We start from the raw sequence: 18,625 nt of genomic DNA, 5'->3' as shown, positions 1-18,625 counted from the left end.
ATCATGTATCTGACTCTTGGGGGAACATGGATCTAGATCCAGTTGTTTTATCTCAAGCTTATAAAAAATAATGATTTTTTATATTTTATGTCGCGTGGTGATACGGAGGGGCACTTTTCGCGTACAGTTTAAAAGTACTGTATATACCCGTTTGCTAACAGCTTTATGCACAGCCTGGGTGGGCAACTTGGGGTAGCGGATCCTTAGATTTGTTTATAAGTATGTTTGAAATTGAAAGTTATTCATGAAACAGGGGATTCACTCCTTGTTTGCTGCCACGGAGTGAATGTGGAACAATCTCCTTATAGATTCAGCCTTTATAAGGTGATCACGTGATTGATGGCGACGGATTTCGTCCCAATGTCGGTATCGTGATCTGTAACCGTGAAGGACAAGTGTTGTGGGCTAAACGCTATGGGCAGCACTCCTGGCAGTTTCCGCAGGGGGGGGTTGATGATGGTGAAACGCCAGAGCAGGCCATGTATCGAGAGCTGTATGAGGAGATTGGCCTCAAGCCCGAAGATGTGACCATCATGGCCACCAGTCGTAACTGGCTAAAGTACCGTTTACCCAAACGTCTTGTCCGCTGGGACAGTTCACCGGTCTGTATTGGCCAAAAACAAAAATGGTTCCTGTTACAGCTGAATTCGGGCAAGGAGTCGCGGATCCAGTTCGGCTGTCATGGCCATCCCGAATTTGACGACTGGCGTTGGGTCAGCTTCTGGTACCCAGTGCGTCAGGTCGTCTCGTTCAAGCGGGAGGTTTACCGCCGGGTCATGAAAGAGTTTGCCCCGCTGGCGATGCCAGTGCCGGCAGTGCAGGTCAACAAGAAGGATGGGCGACGCAATCGCGCCCGTTAAGGAGCACAGATTAGTTGTTAACGGAACTGAGACGTATCGTCGAGAGCATGGCCGAGGCCAATACCCTCGAGCAGGCCTTGCAGGCATTGGTGAGCCAGACCCGGCACGCCATGGCAGTGGACTGCTGCTCCGTCTATGTCTCGGAGCCCGAGGTGCGCCGCTATCGCTTGGCGGCTACCGACGGCTTGGCCCCGTCCGCAGTCGGCAAGGTGACTCTGCCCTACGAGCAGGGCATAGTCGGTCTGGTGGGTCAGCGGGAAGAGCTGATCAACTTGGCTGATGCCCCCGCGCATCCCAGTTTCAAATTCCTGCCCGATGTGGCCGAAGAGGCGTTCCGCTCCTTCCTCGGCGCTCCCATCATGCATCAGCGTCAGGTGGTCGGCATTCTGGTGGTGCAGCAGAAGGAGAGTCGCCGCTTCGATGAGGGGGAAGAGTCCTTCATGGTCACCCTGGCGGCCCAGCTGGCGGCGCGGATCGCCCAGGCGCAAGCCAAGGGGTGGTTGCAGAAGACCGACTGGAGCAAGCCGTTGCGCGGTATTGCCGGTGCCAGCGGCATCGCCATGGCCAAGGCCTGGGTGTGGCGGCCCCGCAAGGCGCTCTCGTCTATTACTCCGCGCAAGGATGAAGACCATGCCAGCCAGCTGGCGCGGCTGGAGCTGGCGGTTGAGGAGGTGCGGCACGACTTGGAGAGTCTGGCGCTGCGTTTTCGCGAGAGCTACAGCCAGGATTCGGTGGCGATCTTCGATATCTACCTCCATCTTCTGAACGATCCCGGCTATATCAAGCCCATTCGCAACAAGGTGAGCAAGGAGCACTGGACTGCGGTCTCGGCGGTCAAGCTGATCAGCGATCGCTTGATCGAGCAGTTCAAGGGGATGAAGGATCCCTACCTGCAGGAGCGCTCCACCGACGTGAAGGATATTGCCCAGCGGCTGATCAGCCGACTGGTGCAGAATGAACCGGAACATATCTCCATCGGCGAGCCGGTGGTGCTGGTTGCCGATGAGGTGACCGCCACCATTCTGGCAGAAGTACCTCGCGAGTATCTGACCGGGGTGGTCTCGCTCAAGGGGGGGACCAATTCCCACGCGGCTATTCTGGCCCGCGCCATGGGGGTCGCCGCCATCATGGGGGTCGATCTGCCGCTCGGCGACATCGGTGGTCGCATGCTGGTCGTCGATGGCTACAGTGGCGATCTCTTCATCGAGCCCAATCAGGTGATACTGACCGAGTATCGTCAGCTGCTGAGCGAAGAGCGGGCGCTCGATACCCTGGTGCGCAGCGTCGATAACCTGCCATCCGAGACGGCCGACGGCACCAAGGTCTCCCTGCTGCTCAACGCCGGTCTCAGCGCCGATACCGAGATCTCCCTCAATCAGCTGGCGGACGGGGTCGGTCTCTATCGCACCGAGATCCCCTTTATGCTGCAGGAGAGTTTCCCCTCCGAGTGGGAGCAGACTGCCCGCTATCGCGGCATTCTGGAGACCTACCGCAACCGGCCGGTCTGCATGCGGACGCTGGATGTGGGCGGCGACAAGCCGTTGCCCTATTTCCCCATCGTCGAGGAAAACCCCTTCCTTGGCTGGCGGGGGATCCGGATCACCCTGGATCACCCCGAACTGTTTCTGGTGCAGCTCAAGGCGATGCTAAGGGCTAGTGAAGGGCTGGACAATCTGGCCATCATGCTGCCGATGATCAGCAGCGTTAGCGAAATCAAAGCCTCCCGTCGTCTGCTGGATCAGGCGTGGCGAGAGGTGTCGGAAGAGGCGGCAAGCCGCGATGCGGTGATCCGCTACCCCAGCCTTGGGGTGATGATCGAGGTGCCCTCAGCCCTCTTTATTTTGCCGGAGATGGCGCCGCTCATCGACTTCTGGTCTGTGGGCAGTAACGACCTGACCCAGTACCTGCTGGCGGTGGATCGCAACAACTCCCGCGTTGCCAACATCTATGATGCCTTCCATCCTGCGGTGATCCGCGCCCTGCAACAGCTGGTTGATGCTTCCCATCGCTACCAGAAGCCGGTGTCGGTGTGTGGCGAGCTGGCCGGTGATCCGGTCGGTGTGCTGCTGCTGCTTGCTATGGGTTATCGCCGCTTCAGTATGAACACCCACAACATCGCCCGGATCAAGTACGTGCTGCGTCAATCCACCCTGAGCGAGTTGACCGAACTGATGGCCGATGGCCTCAAACATGACAACCCCCACGTACTGCGCGGCCTGTTTGCCCGCTATTTGGAGGAGCATGGTTTGGGCGGTTTACTGCGAGCCGGTCATAAATCGAAACAGAGTGATTGATAATCATGCCTTGTCCCTGCTGACGAATGATCGGAAAATGCGGCTTTTATTTTGACTGGGGCCGCATATGCAGCACGATGGATATTGGGTTTTCTCGCAGATTGATCCCGTAGCATTCAGTTTGGGACCACTATCGGTACGCTGGTATGGTCTCATGTACCTGTTCGGTTTCGCGTTTGCCATGTGGCTTGCCGGCCGTCGTGCAGATGCACCGAACAGCGGTTGGACCCGCAACGAGGTGTCGGATCTGCTGTTTTACGGCTTCCTCGGGGTGATCCTCGGTGGCCGTGTCGGTTACGTGCTGTTCTACAACTTCGATCTCTTCCTCGCGGATCCCACCTACCTGTTCAAGATCTGGACCGGCGGTATGTCGTTCCACGGTGGTCTGATCGGGGTGATCACCGCGATGATCTGGTTTGCCCACAAGACCAAGCGCCACTTCTTCACCGTGGCCGACTTTGTGGCACCGCTCATTCCGTTTGGTCTCGGCGTTGGCCGGATCGGCAACTTCCTCAACGGCGAGCTGTGGGGCCGGGTCACCGATGTGCCCTGGGCCATCATCTTCCCGGAGGCGGGTCCCGAGCCGCGTCATCCCTCCCAGCTCTACCAGTTCGCGCTGGAAGGGGTGGTGCTGTTCATCATCCTCAACCTGTTCTGGCGCAAGAATCCGCCGCGCGGTGCCATCTCCGGCATGTTCCTGCTGTTCTACGGCCTGTTCCGCTTCCTGGTGGAGTTTGTGCGCCAGCCGGACAGCCAGCTTGGTCTCTACTTCCAGGAGATCAGCATGGGCCAGATCCTCTCCACCCCGATGATTATCGCCGGTGCCCTGATGATTTGGGTTGCCTACAAGCGTCCGCAGTTGTTCGGTAATGCCGTGAAGGAGGCGAAATAATGCGAGCTTATCTCGACCTGATGCAGAAAATCCTCGATGAGGGCACCGTCAAGTCAGACCGTACCGGCACCGGTACTGTCTCCCTGTTCGGCCATCAGATGCGCTTCAATCTGGCGGAAGGTTTCCCGCTGGTGACCACCAAGAAGTGCCACCTGCGCTCCATCATTCACGAGCTGCTCTGGTTCCTTAATGGCGATACCAATACCGCTTATCTGAAGGAAAACGGCGTCAGCATCTGGGATGAGTGGGCCGACGAGAATGGCGATCTGGGGCCGGTTTACGGTGCTCAGTGGCGCTCCTGGCCTGCCGCTGACGGGTCAGTCATCGACCAGATCCAGAAGGCGGTGGATGACATCAAGCACAACCCGGATTCGCGCCGTATCATCGTATCCGCCTGGAACGTGGGCGAGCTGGACAAGATGGCGCTGGCTCCCTGCCACGCCTTCTTCCAGTTCTATGTGGCGGACGGCAAGCTCTCCTGCCAGCTCTACCAGCGCAGTTGTGATGTGTTCCTCGGCCTGCCGTTCAACATCGCCAGCTACGCCCTGCTGACCCACATGATGGCCCAGCAGTGCAATCTGGAAGTGGGTGACTTTGTCTGGACTGGCGGTGATGTGCATCTCTACTCCAACCACATGGAGCAGACTGCGCTGCAGCTCTCCCGCGAGCCGCGCCCGCTGCCGACCCTAGTGATCAAGCGCAAACCTGACTCCATCTTCGACTACAAGTTCGAGGATTTCGAGATCGAGGGTTATGACCCCCATCCCGGCATCAAGGCGCCCGTCGCCATCTGATAGCAAGGCGCCTCAGGGCGCCTTTTTTATGGAGTTAAATAATTGAAAATTCATTTTATTGATTAATAAGACGGTAGCCAGAGACGAGGAAAAACCTGCTTATAGCAGGTATGTTCTATTTTGCCTTCGGTTTTTTCGTTGTATTGAGCAGCAAGAAACGATTTTCCATTGGTTGTTGCAAGGGATAGACTCAAACCAAAGCAATACGGTGGAAAATTTAACCATGAGTGACGTAATCAAAAAGTTCCTGAAGCTGGAGGCCGCCTCCGGAATTATTCTGATCATGGCTGCCATGCTGGCAATGATTTTAGCCAATACCGCGCTGGCTGGCGGGTATCAGGCGTTTCTCGACACGCCGGTGCAGGTGCGCATCGCGGCTCTCGACATCAACAAGCCGCTGCTGCTCTGGATCAACGATGGCTTTATGGCGATCTTCTTCCTGCTGGTTGGCCTGGAAGTGAAGCGTGAAATGCTGGAGGGGGCGCTCTCCTCTCGGGTGCAAGCGACTTTTCCGGCTATTGCGGCGGTGGGCGGCATGCTGGCTCCGGCATTGATCTATGCCTTTTTCAACTACTCGGACGAAGTGGCGCGCGCTGGCTGGGCGATCCCGGCTGCGACCGACATCGCCTTTGCCCTCGGGGTGATGGCGCTGCTTGGCAAGCGGGTGCCGGTGAGCCTCAAGGTATTCCTGCTGGCGTTGGCCATCATGGATGACCTCGGCGTCATCATCATCATCGCGCTCTTCTATACCCAGCAGCTGTCGCTGGAGGCGCTGGCCATCGGTATTCTGGCAACCCTCACTCTGCTTTGGATGAATCGTCGTGGTGAGGACAGGATCAGCCTCTACATGCTGGTCGGTCTGGTGCTCTGGGTTGCGGTGCTCAAGTCTGGTGTCCATGCGACCCTGGCGGGTGTGGTGGTGGGCTTTATGGTTCCGCTTAACGGCAAGCGTTATGCCTCGCCGCTCAAGTATCTGGAGCACAAGTTGCACCCCTGGAGTGCCTATCTGATCCTGCCGCTGTTTGCCTTTGCCAACGCAGGGGTATCGCTGGAGGGGATTGGTCTCTCCTCCCTGCTGAGTCCGGTACCTATGGGGATCATGCTGGGGCTGTTTATCGGCAAGCCGCTCGGGGTGTTCACCATCAGCTGGCTGTCGGTCAAGCTGGGCATCGCCCAGTTGCCGCCCGGGGTCAACTTCAAGCAGATTTTTGCGGTCAGCATCCTCTGTGGCATCGGATTCACCATGTCGATGTTTATCGCGTCTCTCGCCTTCGAGCACGGTGGGCTGGATTACGGCAGCTACTCTCGCCTCGGGATCCTGGTGGGCTCCACCATGGCGGCGGTAGTCGGCTATCTGGCCTTGCGCATGGCCCTTCCCAAGGGTGAAGGGGAACAGAGTACGGAGGGACTATGAAGCTGCATACAGGGTTGTTGATGCTGTTGTTGAGCCCCGCGGCCTGGGCCGGCGGGCTGGAGGATTGCAAGCAGGACGCCACTTCGGCGAACTGCTCTGCCTATCTGAACGGAGTGGTAGACAGTGCCCTGCTGCTGGGGGACAAGCAGGCCAAGGCGCGCTTTGGCGAGACCTTCTCTGAGCGGGCGCTGAGCAGCCGGGCTGGCGAGATGGTAAAGCGTTCCAACAAGCGTTATTGCGCTGACCGGATGCCTGACAAGGCACGCCTCAAGGCCAGTCTGATGGAGCAGTTTGGCGCGAACAAGGTTGACTCGGTTAGCGACATGTATGACATTCTGGCGGTTGAACTCAGCTGCTACCGGAGTCCGCGTCAAGCGGGAACCCCATCGGATGTCACACCTTAACTACAACCATCTCTACTATTTCTGGATGACTCAGAAGAAGGGCTCCGTTACCCAGGCAGCGGAAGCCCTTTTTTTGACCCCGCAAACCGTCACCGGCCAGATCAAGCTGCTGGAGCAGCGCCTCGGTGGCAAGCTGCTCAAACGCAAGGGGCGCTCCCTTGAGGCGACCGAGCTGGGTCAACTGGTGTTTCGTTATGCCGACAAGATGTTCAGCCTCTCCTACGAGATGCTCGATATCGTCAACTACCGCAAGGAGAGCCAGATCCTGTTCGACGTCGGCATCGCCGATGCCCTCTCCAAGCGCCTTGCCAGTCGCGTGCTGCTCTCTGTCATCCCCAATGATGGTTCCATCCATCTGCGCTGTTTCGAATCAACCCACGAACTGCTGCTGGAGCAGCTGAGCGAGCACAAGCTCGATATGATCCTCTCCGACTGTCCGGTGGACTCCAGCCAACATGCGGGGCTGCTCTCCAAACGGCTGGGCGGCTGTGGCGTCAGCTTCTTCTGCAAGGCTCCGCTGCCTGAAAAGCCCTTTCCCGCCTGTCTGGAGGAGCGCAAGCTACTGATCCCCGGTCGCCGTACTGCCATGGGGCGTCAGCTGACCCAGTGGTTCGAGCAGCAGGGGGTTTCTCCCAGCATTCTTGGCGAGTTTGATGATGCCGCCTTGATGAAGGCGTTTGGCTTCTTCAATCAGGGCATCTTTATGGCTCCCACCATCTATCGGGAGGAGATCCTCGAGGGGGAGGGGGTGATGCTGATCGGGGAAACGCAGGATCTGATGGAGGAGTATTACGTCATCTTCGCCGAGCGGATGATCCAGCATCCGGCGGTGAAGCGGGTCTGCGAGAGCGATTTTACCTTTCTCTTTTCCGGCCAAGAGAACTTCTCCGCCATCCAGCCGGCTACCCTGTCGTTTTAAAACGGCCCGTCACCACGTATCATCGGCGATGAGTGGTAGAGGAGAGATGTGATGCAACTTGAAGAGATGGAAGCCAATGCGAGTAAAGCGGTGGCCTTGCTCAAGGCGCTGGCCAATGAGCGGCGGCTGTTTATTCTGTGCCAGTTGCTGGAGCGCGAACTGTCAGTGGGGGAGCTCAACGAGCGATTGGGATTGAGTCAGTCGGCCTTGTCACAGCACCTGGCGCTGTTGCGGCGGGATGAGCTGGTGACGACGCGCAAAGAGGCCCAGACGGTCTACTATTCGCTGCGCAGCCATGAGGTGCGTGAAATGATCAGTTTGCTGCATCGACTTTATTGCAGCGCAGATAAATAAAAAACCGGCACTAAGGCCGGTTTTTTCAGCTTTGATCAGCAGACGCTGATTAAGCCATAGCTTTGATCTGGGCAGACAGGCGGCTCTTGTGACGAGCAGCTTTGTTCTTGTGGATCAGGCCTTTGGTCGCCATACGATCCATGATCGGCTGAGCAACAGCGAAAGCGGCAGTCGCAGCAGCTTTGTCGCCAGAGGCGATAGCAGCAATGACTTTCTTCAGGTAGGTACGGGTCATGGAACGACGGCTGGCGTTGTGCTGACGGCGTTTTTCTGACTGAAGAGCGCGCTTCTTAGCAGATTTGATGTTAGCCAAGGTAAAACTCCTAAAACTGTCTTAGCGAGTGTATTGAAAAGGCCCGGAAATATGCCCTTCCAACCACATATTGTCAAATGATTTGTGCAAATAAACACCGCCTCCCGGTGGTGTGTCAGTAGGGAGACGGTTAAACTGTCGGCCGATTCTAGCAGCATTCTTTTCATTCTGACAGTTCCAGAGGCCTCGTCTTGAGTAAGAAATTGATCAAATCCGGCATGATAGTGTCCGGAATGACGCTGGCATCCCGCGTAATGGGCTTGGTTCGCGATGTAGTCATCGCAAATCTGCTCGGTGCCGGGGTGGCCGCCGACGTCTTCTTTTTTGCCAATCGCATTCCCAACTTTCTGCGTCGTCTGTTCGCCGAAGGTGCCTTCAACCAGGCCTTTGTTCCCGTGATGACGGAGTACAAGAAAAATGGCGACGAGGGGGAAGTGCGTGAATTGCTGGCGGCGGTGGCGGGCACGCTGGGGGGGATAGTGACTGTGGTCACCCTGCTCGGTGTGCTGGGGTCGGGTGTGCTGACCGCGCTGTTTGGCTGGGGCTGGTTCTGGGACTGGCTGCACGGCGGCCCTGCGGCCGAGAAGTTCGAGCTCGCCAGTCTGATGCTCAAGATCACCTTCCCTTACCTCTGGTTTATCACCTTTACCGCCATGGCGGGGGCCATCCTCAATACCTTCGGCCGCTTTGCGGTCTCGTCGTTTACGCCGGTGTTTCTCAACATCACCATGATTGCGGCGGCCTGGTGGATTGCGCCGCTGATGGACAAACCTGAGATCTCGCTGGCGATTGGTGTCTTTTTGGGCGGTTTGGTGCAGTTTTTGTTCCAGTACCCCTTTTTGCGCCAAATCAACATGCTGGTATGGCCCAAGTGGGGATGGAATCACCCTGGGGTGGTGAAGATCCGCACCCTGATGATCCCCGCCCTGTTCGGGGTATCGGTCAGCCAGATCAACCTGTTGGTCAATACCATGCTGGCTTCTTTCCTCGCGACTGGTGCCATCAGTTACCTCTACTACTCGGATCGTCTGCTGGAGTTCCCCCTCGGGCTGTTTGCGGTGGCCATCAGTACCGTGATCCTGCCTGCGCTGGCGAAAAAGCATGTAGATGCAGACCCTGCCGACTTCTCCCGCACCATGGATTGGGGGGTGCGGATGGTGATGCTGCTCGGCCTGCCCGCCATGATAGGCATTGCGGTGATGCGCGAGCCCATTTTGCGAGTGCTGTTCATGCGCGGCGAGTTCGGCCTGCATGAAGTGAGCATGTCGAGCGCGAGCCTGCTGGCCTCCACTACCGGTCTGCTCTCCCTGATGCTGATCAAGGTGCTGGCGCCCGGTTACTACGCCCGTCAGGACACCAAGACGCCGGTGCGGATCGGGGTGATGTCGATGATTGCCAACATGGTCTGCAACCTCATCTTCATCTACCCGCTCGGTTACGTGGGGTTGGCGCTCTCGACCGCCTGCTCGGGTACCCTGAATGCGGCTTTGCTGTTCAAAGGGTTGTACCAGCAGAGCGTCTATCGTCCCTCCCGTCATACCGGCGTGTTCTGCCTCAAGCTGCTGGTCGCCAGCGTGCTGATGGGAGGCGTGCTCGCCTACCTGTCGCCGGATCTGGCCCAGTGGGGGGCATGGAGCATGGGCAAGGCCAGTTTGCAGCTGACCATGCTGCTGTCGCTGGGGGCTGCGGTCTATGCCGTGGTGTTGCTGCTGCTGGGCATTCGGCCGCGTCACCTTAAATCGGGGCAGCAGTAGCCGTGATCCTGCGGCGCCATGGGGATAGTGCCTCATGGCGCCGCGGGGGGCGTGATGGGCCCGTATAGTTGAAATCAGGCTATGAGGGCTGACCATGTCTGCTGCCTGATATATAATCCGCCGATTTCCATGGCAGCAACGCACAAGGCACTGATGGAGCTTATTCGCGGCATTCACAATCTCAAGCCCCGTCACCGGGGATGTGTATTAACCATTGGCAACTTTGATGGGGTTCATCAGGGTCACCATGCGGTATTGGCACGTCTCAAGGAGAAAGCGGCCCAGCTGGGATTGCCCGCCTGCGTCATGCTGTTTGAACCGCAGCCGCTGGAGCTGTTTGCCGGCACGGCGGCGCCCGCCCGGCTGAGCCGGTTGCGGGAAAAGTACGAAGCGCTGCAGGGGCTGGATATCGATCGCATGCTCTGCGTGCGCTTCAGCCACCGCTTCGCCGAGCAGGCGGCTTCGACCTTCATCGAGCAGTTGCTGGTGGAGAAGCTCGGGGTGCGCTATCTGGTGGTTGGCGACGATTTTCGCTTCGGCAAGGGGCGGGAAGGGGACTTCCACCTGCTAGAGGAGGCGGGCCATCGCTTCGGCTTCGAGGTGATCAGTACCCAGAGCTTCCAGCTCGAACGGCAGCGGGTCAGCAGCACCTTGGTGCGTGAAGCACTTAAGGCGGGCCGGATGGCGGAGGTGGAGCTGATGCTTGGCCGCCCCTACACCATCAGCGGCCGGGTGGCCCACGGCGACAAGCTGGGGCGCACCATAGGTTTTCCCACCGCCAATCTGGCCCTCAAGCGTCAGGTGATCCCGGTCGGTGGCGTGTTTGCGGTGGAAGTGATATGTTCCGGCAAGACCTTCCCCGGTGTAGCCAATGTGGGTGTACGGCCAACCTTGAGCGGTACACAAGCCAGATTGGAAGTACATCTATTTGATTTTTCTGGTGATCTATATGGTCAGCAGGTCAAGGTGCTGCTTCGCCACAAGCTGCGCGAAGAGCAGAAGTTTGCCTCTTTCACTGCCTTGAAAGAGCAGATCGAACGAGATGCCCTGGCGGCCCGAGCCTGGTTCGGGCTGCCACAATTCAATTTACCCAGCACTCTTTTAGAAAAGAAGGGAACCCAGGACTGATGAGCGACTATAAACACACCCTGAATCTTCCGGAAACCGAGTTTCCGATGCGTGGCGATCTGGCCAAGCGCGAACCCAACATGCTGAAGCGTTGGTACGATCAGGATCTCTACGGCGCTATTCGCCGCGCCAAAGCGGGCAAGCCTTCTTTCATTCTGCATGATGGCCCCCCCTATGCGAACGGCAATATTCACATCGGTCACTCGGTCAACAAGATCCTCAAAGACATCATCATCAAGTCCAAGGGCCTCTCCGGTTTTGATTCCCCTTATGTGCCGGGTTGGGATTGCCACGGTCTGCCTATCGAACTGAAAGTGGAAGGCATGGTCGGCAAGCCGGGCGAGAAGGTTTCCGCTGCCGAATTCCGCGCCGAGTGCCGCAAATATGCCAAGACCCAGATCGAAGCGCAGAAGACCGACTTCATCCGTCTGGGTGTGCTGGGCGACTGGGAACACCCCTACCTGACCATGGATTTTGGCACCGAAGCCAACATCATCCGCTCCATGGCCAAGATCGTTGAAAACGGCCACTTGCACAAAGGCTCCAAGCCGGTGCACTGGTGTACCGATTGCGGCTCCGCGCTGGCTGAAGCCGAGGTTGAGTACTACGACAAGAACTCCCCCTCTATCGATGTGCGCTTCAAGGCTGTTGATGAGGCGACCGTTGCCGCCAAGTTTGACTGCGCCGAAGGCCACACCGGCAAGGGCCCGATCTCTGCGGTGATCTGGACCACCACTCCGTGGACCCTGCCAGCCAACCGCGCCATCGCCATGCACGCCGATCTGGATTACGCACTGGTGCAGGTTGAAGGTGAGCACCCCGAGCGTCTGATCCTGGCAGCCGAGCTGGTCAAAGACGTCATGGATCGCGCCGGTATCGAGAAGTTCCACAATCTGGGTTACGCCAAGGGCGCCGCGCTCGAGTTGCTGCGCTTCAACCACCCCTTCTACAGCTTCGATGTGCCTGTGGTACTGGGTGATCACGTCACCCTGGATGCCGGTACCGGCGCCGTACACACCGCCCCTGGCCACGGCCAGGAAGACTTTGTGGTCGGTCAGAAGTACGGTCTGGAAGTGGCCAACCCGGTTGGCAGCAATGGCGTTTACCTGCCTGATACCGAACTGTTTGCCGGCCAGCATGTGTTCAAGGCCAACGCCTCCGTGATCGAAGTGCTGACCGAGCGCGGCGCCCTGCTGCACCACAAGGTGTTCAACCACTCCTATCCGCACTGCTGGCGTCACAAGACCCCGATCATCTTCCGTGCCACCCCGCAGTGGTTCATCAGCATGGAGCAGAAGGGTCTGCGCAAGCGCGCGCTGGAAGAGATCGAGCGCATCGAGAAGGACGGCATTGCCCAGCAAGGCCAGAGCGGCTGGGTACCGGCTTGGGGTAAAAACCGCATTCAGGCGATGGTCGAGAACCGTCCTGACTGGTGTATCTCCCGTCAGCGCACCTGGGGTGTGCCCATCTCCCTGTTCGTCCACAAAGAGACCCAGGAACTGCATCCGGAATCCGTGCGCCTGATGCATGAAGTAGCCAAGCGGGTCGAGCAGTCCGGCATTCAGGCATGGTGGGATCTGGACAAGGCCGAGCTGCTGGGTGCCGATGCAGACATGTACGACAAGGTGCCTGACACCCTCGACGTCTGGTTTGACTCCGGTTCTACCCACGCTTCCGTGGTTGATGCCCGTCCCGAGTTCAACGGCAAGCCGGCCGACATGTATCTGGAAGGTTCTGACCAGCACCGTGGCTGGTTCATGTCCTCCCTGATGATCGGTGTGGCCATGAAAGACAAGGCTCCCTACAACCAGGTACTGACTCACGGCTTCACTGTGGATGGTCAGGGTCGCAAGATGTCCAAGTCCATCGGCAACGTGGTCAGCCCGCAAGACGTAATGAACAAGCTGGGTGCCGACATCCTGCGTCTGTGGGTAGCGAGCACTGACTACACCGGCGAGATGACTGTCTCCGACGAGATCCTCAAGCGCTCTGCCGACGCTTATCGTCGTATTCGCAATACTGCCCGCTTCCTGCTGGCCAACCTGAACGGCTTCAATCCGGCGACCGACATGGTGGCGCCTGCCGACATGGTGGTGGTGGATCGCTGGGCTGTCGGTCGTGCCAAAGCGGTACAGGCCGAGATCATGGCGGCATTCGATGAGTACAACTTCCACGGTGTAACCCAGAAGCTGATGCAGTTCTGCTCCATCGAGATGGGCTCCTTCTATCTGGACGTCATCAAGGATCGCCAGTACACCGCCAAGGCTGACAGCCTGGCCCGTCGCTCCTGCCAGACTGCTCTGTATCACATTGCAGAAGCTATGGTGCGCTGGATGGCGCCGATCATGAGCTTCACCGCTGATGAAATCTGGGCACTGCTGCCGGGTGAGCGCGGCGAGTTCGTGTTCACCGAAGAGTGGTACGACGGCCTGTTCGGTCTGGAATCGGGTGAATCCCTCAACGACGATTTCTGGGCCGAGATCCTCACCGTGCGTGGTGAAGTGAACAAGGCGCTGGAAGTGGCCCGTGGCGAGAAGCGTATCGGCGGTTCCCTGCAGGCCGAACTGACCCTGTTCGCCAAGCCGGAGCTGGCTGCACGCCTGAATGCCCTGGCCGATGAGCTGCGCTTCGTGCTGCTCACCTCCAAAGCCAAGGTTGTTGAGGCTGACACTGCGCCGGAAGGCTCTGTGGCGACCGAGCGTGATGACCTGTGGCTGAGCGTGGCCCAGTCTGCTGCCGCCAAGTGCGACCGCTGCTGGCACCATGTAGAAGATGTGGGCACCATCGCGGGTCACGAAGAGATCTGTGGTCGCTGTGTGACCAACGTTGAGGGTGACGGCGAAACTCGTCAATTTGCCTGATGAACATGACTCAACATAAAAGCGGCCTGCGTTGGCTGTGGCTGGCAGTGCTGGCCTTTGTACTGGACCAGGCGAGCAAGCTCGCCGTGGTCAAGTTGCTGCCATTTGGTTACCCGGGGGTGGAGATCACCCCCTTCTTCAATCTGGTTCACGTCTACAACAAGGGCGCCGCATTCAGCTTTCTGGCTGATCAGGGGGGCTGGCAGCGCTGGTTCTTCGCGGTGCTGGCTTTTGCCATCTGTGGATTGCTGATCCACTGGCTGCGCAAGCAGTCGGTGACCCAGCGTTGGAGCGGTATCGCCTATTCACTCATCATCGGCGGCGCCCTTGGCAACGTCTTTGATCGACTGGTGTTGGGCCATGTGGTCGATTTCCTCGACTTCTACTGGCAGCGTGCGCACTGGCCGGCATTCAATCTGGCCGACAGCTTTATCTTTATCGGGGCCGCCATGATCGTGCTGGACGGTTTCCGTGGTGAGAAAAAGGAGCAGGCATGAGCCAGCAGATCACCGCTAACAGCAGCGTGCTGTTCCACTTCTCCATCAAGCTGGAAGATGGCTCGGTTGCCGACAGCACGGCGCTGCACGGCAAACCTGCCCGCCTGCGGATGGGCGATGGCAGCCTGACCCCCACCTTCGAGCAGTGTCTGCTGGGCCTGTGCGAAGGGGAGAGCAAGAGTTTTACTCTGGCGCCGGAAGAGGCCTTTGGTCTCTCCAATCCCGACAACATCTACCATCTCGACCGTGCCAAATTTGGCGCCGATGTGGAGCCAAAAGTCGGCACTATCATCCTGTTCGATCAGCCCAATGGCAGCGAGCTGCCGGGCATTATCCGGGCGGTAGCCGGGATGTCGGTCACGGTCGATTTCAACCACCCGCTGGCCGGTCATACCGTCACCTTCGAGATGGAGATCCTGGGCGTTGATGATGAGGAGAAGGTGCATTAATGGATATTCTGCTCGCTAACCCTCGCGGTTTTTGCGCCGGTGTCGATCGCGCCATCAGTATTGTCGAGAGCGCGCTGGAGAAGTTTGGTGCCCCCATCTATGTCCGCCACGAAGTGGTGCATAACCGGTATGTGGTGAACAAGCTGAAAGAGGCTGGAGCAGTCTTCGTCGAGGAGCTGGACGAGGTGCCGGACGACAGCATCGTCATCTTTTCTGCTCACGGTGTGGCCAAGACAGTGCGCGAGATGGCCAAGTCCCGCGCCCTCAAAGTATTCGATGCCACCTGCCCGCTGGTGACCAAGGTGCATATGGAGGTGCATCGTGCCAGCCGCAAGGGCTCAGAAGCCGTGCTCATCGGCCACGCCGGTCACCCCGAGGTGATCGGGACCATGGGGCAGTACGAGAATCGCGAAGGCGGTATGTATCTGGTGGAGACACCGGAAGATGTGGCCAAGCTCAAGGTGAAGAATCCGGATGATCTCTGTTTTGTCACCCAGACCACCCTGAGCGTGGACGAGACCTCTGATGTTATCGATGCGCTGCGCAAGCACTTCCCCAAGATCCAGGGGCCGCGCAAGGATGATATCTGCTACGCCACCCAGAACCGTCAGGATGCGGTGCGGGAGATGGCGGGGCTGGTGGACGCCATGCTGGTAGTGGGGTCTCGCAACTCCTCCAACTCCAACCGGCTGCGCGAGCTGGCCGAGAAGGTGGGCGCCAGAGCCTATCTTATCGACGATGCGTCGATGATCGAGGCGAGCTGGCTGGAAGGGGTGAAGGCGATCGGCGTCACTGCCGGTGCATCCGCCCCCGAGGTGCTGGTGCAAAATGTGATTGCCCGCCTGCGGGAGCTGGGTGGCAAGATGGTGGCCGAGCACCCGGGTCGCAAAGAGAATGTGGTGTTCGAGGTACCGCCCGAGCTGCGCATCATCTGACGCGTCTCATCCTCGCCGGATGACCATGTATTGCCAAAGCCACCTCGTTGAGGTGGCTTTTTTGGTCCCAACGAGTCCTTTGTGCATGTTCGCAACCAGATCGCAGCAAAAATTGATGATGTAGCTCGAACTTTTGCATTGCCGGGATTGAAACCCCAAGTGCCCGGCATAGACTGCCAGCAAGCCCTTATTCTGGCTTAGCACACATGGAGTGTGTCTGTCCTCCTGGAATAAATCAGAGCGAAACAGGATGTTTTTGCGTTCAGGTTTTAGCCTTATCGAGCTTATGGTCACCATAGCGCTCGTCTCTTTGTTACTCACGTTGGGGGTTCCTTCCTTCAACGCTTTGCTGCGCACTATTTCTCTCAATACTCAGGCTAACAACTTTGTTGCGGCCATCAACCTTGCCCGCTCAGAAGCCATTCGCCGCAACACGGTAGTGACCCTCTCCGCCTCTGCCGATAACCTGACCCAGCATCACTGGGAGGCTGGCTGGCAGATCTGGGTCGATGGCAACGGTAACGGCATACTGGATAATGGTGAGTTGTTGCGAGGCTTTCCCGACATGGGGGGCGGGGTATTGAGCAGCAATACCTCCCTGCTGCGTTTTAATAGCGAGGGTTTTCTTGATGGCCGCACTCCGTTGGCACGGGTATTTTCCCTGCGTCCTGATGAGTGTCGGAATGAGCCCTCCCGTGATATCAACATCACAGTGGCTGGTCGCCCTTCCATTACCGAGGCTAGCTGCCCATGATGCGAGAACGGGGTTTGTCACTGCTTGAAATCATGATCTCGGTACTGGTGCTCTCCATCGGTATTCTGGGCATGGCGACTCTGCAACTGCAGGCTCTCAAGAGTAACCAGTCGGCGCTGACGCGTACCGAGGCGACCCAGTATGCATACATGATCAACGACATGATGCGGGCTAATCGCAGCGCGGCTCTGAACGGGCAATACAATATCGACTTGGGCGAAACTGTCTCGGGTAGCTCTATGGCGGTTCAGGATCTGCAACACTGGAAGCGGGTCGTAGCCGAGCTACCAGGTGGCGATGGCGCCGTATCGGTCAGTGCCGGAAGGGCCACCATCACTATTCAGTGGGATAGCAGTCGGCTGTCGACTGATCCTGCGTCGCGCAGCATGATCCTGAGGACGGACCTATGAGCAGGAGCGGTTTGCCGCTACACCAGCACGGGATCGGCTTGGTCGAGGTGATGATCGCCTTGGTGCTCTCGCTGATAACGGTGGGGGTCATGATTCAGGTGTTTCTCGGCAATCACAAAACCTATCTCACTGGCGAGGCCATTGCCCGGGTGCGGGAAGATAGCGGATTTGCCACCAATCTGCTGCAAAAAGAGCTGCGTATGGTGGGCTATCAGGGGTGTCTCAGCAAACAGGGGGTCAATATCACCAATACCCTCAATAACAGTACGGCACTGCCCTACAACTTCACCACCTTTTTGCGTGGTTACGACAATGTGACGTCCACTTTGCCAGCCGAGCTGTCTGCTCTGTTCAGCGGTTCCGAGCCCAGACCCATGCCGGGTAGCGATATCCTGTTGGTTCAGGGGCCGGTTGGGGTTGGGGTTCCGCTCAGTCGTGATAATCATAACAGTGCCGCCCAGCTGTTTGTGCAGCAGCTATCCAGCAAGGCCGACTATTGTGGTTCCGGCGCACAGGGTTATAGCGATCTGTGCGAGGGAGATATCGTCATGGTCTCCGACTGTCAGAAGGCCAGAATATTTCAGGTCACCAAAGTACAGGGTGTGGCAGGGGGGCGTGAGGTCAATATCGTCCACTCCAATGACAACAAATATACGCCAGGCAATGCCAGCAGTTCCTGGGGGGGGGCCAGCAGCCCACCCGAGGAGCGGTTTGGTCTTGGCTCGGTCGTGAACAGGGTGGAAACCCGTCTCTACTATATCGCCCGCCCCTCAGCCAGCAGCCCCTATGCGCTTTATCGCAAGAACGGGGTGGCTGCAGGTATGCCCCTTATCGAAGGGGTGGCCAATATGCAACTTACATTCGGCGAGGATCAGAACCGGGATCGGGCGGCAGATCGCTATGTGAGCGCCGCCAGCAATCCAAACTGGAACAATGTACTGGGGATTGGAGTACAGCTTCTTATGCGCAGTAACCAAGGCAATGTGGTGTCGTCTCCGCAGGCCCTTAGCTTTGCCGGAGCCACCTTCCGGGCGACCGATCGCAACTGGTACTGGGTCGCCGAAACCACAGTTGCGCTGCGCAATCGGCTACCTTGAGGAGCCCAGTCATGATGGATCGACAGCAGGGGATGGCGCTGGTGATCAGCCTGATTTTTCTGGTCATGGTGAGCCTGCTGGGTATGGCCAGCATGCGTGGGGCGCAGTTGCAAGAGAAGATGGCGGGTAACCAGAAAGAGGCACTGCAGGCATTGCAGGCGGCAGAAGCGGGCCTGCGCGCTGCCGAGCGCTATATCGAGGCTGGCAACTCGGGTCCCTATGACAACAGCGCGGGCCTGTATGAATTTATCGACACCGCGGTGGATCCTGCCTCCCCTTCGACCGCCTGGCGTACCTATACCAACAGTGGTCTGGCGGGGCGCGCTCCCGAATACTTTATCGAACGGTTGCCCTATACCCAGGGGGGGAGCGAGGATCTGGCAGTCGATGAGCCCATCAGTGAGCGTCGTCTATATCGTATTACTGCAAGGGGATTTGGTCTCTCTGACGAGAGCCGGGTGCTGTTGCAATCGACCTATAGTCGCTAGGAGGCGGT

General features: G+C 58.1%; 19 protein-coding genes. 18 read left to right on the top strand and 1 reads right to left on the bottom strand.

What is annotated here, in order from left to right; translation table 11 throughout:
- Window positions 1–332 precede the first annotated feature (332 nt).
- The 8 genes from rppH (at window position 333) to AB5Y90_RS18780 (ending at window position 7,931) form a co-directional block, all read left to right on the top strand.
- The gene (gene rppH, locus AB5Y90_RS18815; protein ID WP_005340421.1) at window positions 333–860 is read left to right on the top strand and encodes an RNA pyrophosphohydrolase; all 528 of its coding nucleotides are present in this window, start codon (window positions 333–335) and stop codon (window positions 858–860) included.
- A 14-nt stretch (window positions 861–874) separates the two neighbouring features.
- Entirely contained in the window at window positions 875–3,154 is a 2,280-nt protein-coding gene (gene ptsP / locus AB5Y90_RS18810) for a phosphoenolpyruvate--protein phosphotransferase (protein WP_005340422.1), read from the top strand.
- Window positions 3,155–3,221: 67 nt separating this feature from the next.
- Window positions 3,222–4,046, top strand: a complete 825-nt coding sequence (lgt, locus tag AB5Y90_RS18805; RefSeq protein ID WP_058058352.1) for a prolipoprotein diacylglyceryl transferase — start codon at window positions 3,222–3,224, stop codon at window positions 4,044–4,046.
- Complete coding sequence (gene thyA / locus AB5Y90_RS18800) at window positions 4,046–4,840, top strand: thymidylate synthase (RefSeq protein ID WP_005340427.1); 795 nt, start codon at window positions 4,046–4,048, stop codon at window positions 4,838–4,840. Before lgt ends, thyA begins: the two co-directional genes overlap by 1 nt.
- A gap of 223 nt (window positions 4,841–5,063) precedes the next feature.
- Window positions 5,064–6,254, top strand: a complete 1,191-nt coding sequence (nhaA, locus tag AB5Y90_RS18795; protein ID WP_005358003.1) for a Na+/H+ antiporter NhaA — start codon at window positions 5,064–5,066, stop codon at window positions 6,252–6,254.
- Window positions 6,251–6,658 (top strand): hypothetical protein, encoded by a 408-nt coding sequence (locus AB5Y90_RS18790; RefSeq protein WP_005348920.1) that lies wholly within the window; start codon window positions 6,251–6,253, stop codon window positions 6,656–6,658. The genes nhaA and AB5Y90_RS18790 overlap by 4 nt, the downstream gene beginning before the upstream one ends.
- The gene (nhaR, locus tag AB5Y90_RS18785) at window positions 6,645–7,577 is read left to right on the top strand and encodes a transcriptional activator NhaR (protein ID WP_005340434.1); all 933 of its coding nucleotides are present in this window, start codon (window positions 6,645–6,647) and stop codon (window positions 7,575–7,577) included. Before AB5Y90_RS18790 ends, nhaR begins: the two co-directional genes overlap by 14 nt.
- 51 nt (window positions 7,578–7,628) lie before the next feature.
- Complete coding sequence (locus tag AB5Y90_RS18780; protein ID WP_013724128.1) at window positions 7,629–7,931, top strand: metalloregulator ArsR/SmtB family transcription factor; 303 nt, start codon at window positions 7,629–7,631, stop codon at window positions 7,929–7,931.
- Between the two features lie 49 nt (window positions 7,932–7,980).
- On the opposite strand, the gene rpsT is transcribed toward AB5Y90_RS18780, so the two are convergent.
- Window positions 7,981–8,244, bottom strand: a complete 264-nt coding sequence (gene rpsT, locus AB5Y90_RS18775; RefSeq protein WP_005308808.1) for a 30S ribosomal protein S20 — start codon at window positions 8,242–8,244, stop codon at window positions 7,981–7,983.
- Between the two features lie 191 nt (window positions 8,245–8,435).
- On the opposite strand from rpsT, the gene murJ reads away from it, so the two are divergent.
- The 10 genes from murJ (at window position 8,436) to AB5Y90_RS18725 (ending at window position 18,617) form a co-directional block, all read left to right on the top strand.
- Window positions 8,436–9,998: a murein biosynthesis integral membrane protein MurJ gene (murJ, locus tag AB5Y90_RS18770; protein ID WP_005348927.1), complete on the top strand. Its 1,563-nt coding sequence runs from the start codon at window positions 8,436–8,438 to the stop codon at window positions 9,996–9,998.
- A gap of 153 nt (window positions 9,999–10,151) precedes the next feature.
- Entirely contained in the window at window positions 10,152–11,126 is a 975-nt protein-coding gene (ribF, locus tag AB5Y90_RS18765; protein ID WP_111901026.1) for a bifunctional riboflavin kinase/FAD synthetase, read from the top strand.
- Complete coding sequence (gene ileS / locus AB5Y90_RS18760; protein WP_368167562.1) at window positions 11,126–13,987, top strand: isoleucine--tRNA ligase; 2,862 nt, start codon at window positions 11,126–11,128, stop codon at window positions 13,985–13,987. The genes ribF and ileS overlap by 1 nt, the downstream gene beginning before the upstream one ends.
- Window positions 13,987–14,484 (top strand): signal peptidase II, encoded by a 498-nt coding sequence (gene lspA / locus AB5Y90_RS18755; protein WP_005340447.1) that lies wholly within the window; start codon window positions 13,987–13,989, stop codon window positions 14,482–14,484. The genes ileS and lspA overlap by 1 nt, the downstream gene beginning before the upstream one ends.
- Entirely contained in the window at window positions 14,481–14,933 is a 453-nt protein-coding gene (gene fkpB, locus AB5Y90_RS18750) for an FKBP-type peptidyl-prolyl cis-trans isomerase (protein WP_368167561.1), read from the top strand. Before lspA ends, fkpB begins: the two co-directional genes overlap by 4 nt.
- Window positions 14,933–15,868: a 4-hydroxy-3-methylbut-2-enyl diphosphate reductase gene (gene ispH, locus AB5Y90_RS18745; protein ID WP_159143005.1), complete on the top strand. Its 936-nt coding sequence runs from the start codon at window positions 14,933–14,935 to the stop codon at window positions 15,866–15,868. The genes fkpB and ispH overlap by 1 nt, the downstream gene beginning before the upstream one ends.
- Before the next feature lie 250 nt (window positions 15,869–16,118).
- The gene (gene tppE / locus AB5Y90_RS18740) at window positions 16,119–16,622 is read left to right on the top strand and encodes a type IVa pilus pseudopilin TppE (protein ID WP_100646794.1); all 504 of its coding nucleotides are present in this window, start codon (window positions 16,119–16,121) and stop codon (window positions 16,620–16,622) included.
- A gap of 14 nt (window positions 16,623–16,636) precedes the next feature.
- Window positions 16,637–17,032 (top strand): type IV pilus modification protein PilV, encoded by a 396-nt coding sequence (gene pilV / locus AB5Y90_RS18735; RefSeq protein WP_272950156.1) that lies wholly within the window; start codon window positions 16,637–16,639, stop codon window positions 17,030–17,032.
- A complete protein-coding gene (locus tag AB5Y90_RS18730; RefSeq protein ID WP_123173791.1) occupies window positions 17,029–18,129 on the top strand; it encodes a PilW family protein in 1,101 nt (366 codons plus the stop codon). The genes pilV and AB5Y90_RS18730 overlap by 4 nt, the downstream gene beginning before the upstream one ends.
- Window positions 18,130–18,140: 11 nt before the next feature.
- Window positions 18,141–18,617 carry a PilX N-terminal domain-containing pilus assembly protein gene (locus AB5Y90_RS18725; RefSeq protein WP_123173790.1) on the top strand — a complete coding sequence of 159 codons (477 nt, stop codon included), beginning with the start codon at window positions 18,141–18,143 and terminating at the stop codon, window positions 18,615–18,617.
- Window positions 18,618–18,625: the final 8 nt, after the last annotated feature.

This window comes from Aeromonas sp. R4-1 (assembly GCF_040908325.1).
GTDB classification, from domain to species: Bacteria; Pseudomonadota; Gammaproteobacteria; order Enterobacterales; family Aeromonadaceae; genus Aeromonas; species Aeromonas veronii.
This window is presented reverse-complemented; position numbering and strand designations above follow the sequence as displayed.

Excerpts from the sequence above, each read along its gene's own strand:
- lgt (WP_058058352.1), top strand. The coding sequence starts at position 3,222 with ATGCAGCACGATGGATATTGGGTTTTCTCGCAGATTGATCCCGTAGCA.
- thyA (WP_005340427.1), top strand. The coding sequence starts at position 4,046 with ATGCGAGCTTATCTCGACCTGATGCAGAAAATCCTCGATGAGGGCACC.
- nhaA (WP_005358003.1), top strand. The coding sequence starts at position 5,064 with ATGAGTGACGTAATCAAAAAGTTCCTGAAGCTGGAGGCCGCCTCCGGA.
- AB5Y90_RS18790 (WP_005348920.1), top strand. The coding sequence starts at position 6,251 with ATGAAGCTGCATACAGGGTTGTTGATGCTGTTGTTGAGCCCCGCGGCC.
- nhaR (WP_005340434.1), top strand. The coding sequence starts at position 6,645 with ATGTCACACCTTAACTACAACCATCTCTACTATTTCTGGATGACTCAG.
- AB5Y90_RS18780 (WP_013724128.1), top strand. The coding sequence starts at position 7,629 with ATGCAACTTGAAGAGATGGAAGCCAATGCGAGTAAAGCGGTGGCCTTG.
- ribF (WP_111901026.1), top strand. The coding sequence starts at position 10,152 with ATGGAGCTTATTCGCGGCATTCACAATCTCAAGCCCCGTCACCGGGGA.
- ileS (WP_368167562.1), top strand. The coding sequence starts at position 11,126 with ATGAGCGACTATAAACACACCCTGAATCTTCCGGAAACCGAGTTTCCG.
- lspA (WP_005340447.1), top strand. The coding sequence starts at position 13,987 with ATGAACATGACTCAACATAAAAGCGGCCTGCGTTGGCTGTGGCTGGCA.
- fkpB (WP_368167561.1), top strand. The coding sequence starts at position 14,481 with ATGAGCCAGCAGATCACCGCTAACAGCAGCGTGCTGTTCCACTTCTCC.
- ispH (WP_159143005.1), top strand. The coding sequence starts at position 14,933 with ATGGATATTCTGCTCGCTAACCCTCGCGGTTTTTGCGCCGGTGTCGAT.
- tppE (WP_100646794.1), top strand. The coding sequence starts at position 16,119 with ATGTTTTTGCGTTCAGGTTTTAGCCTTATCGAGCTTATGGTCACCATA.
- AB5Y90_RS18730 (WP_123173791.1), top strand. The coding sequence starts at position 17,029 with ATGAGCAGGAGCGGTTTGCCGCTACACCAGCACGGGATCGGCTTGGTC.
- AB5Y90_RS18725 (WP_123173790.1), top strand. The coding sequence starts at position 18,141 with ATGATGGATCGACAGCAGGGGATGGCGCTGGTGATCAGCCTGATTTTT.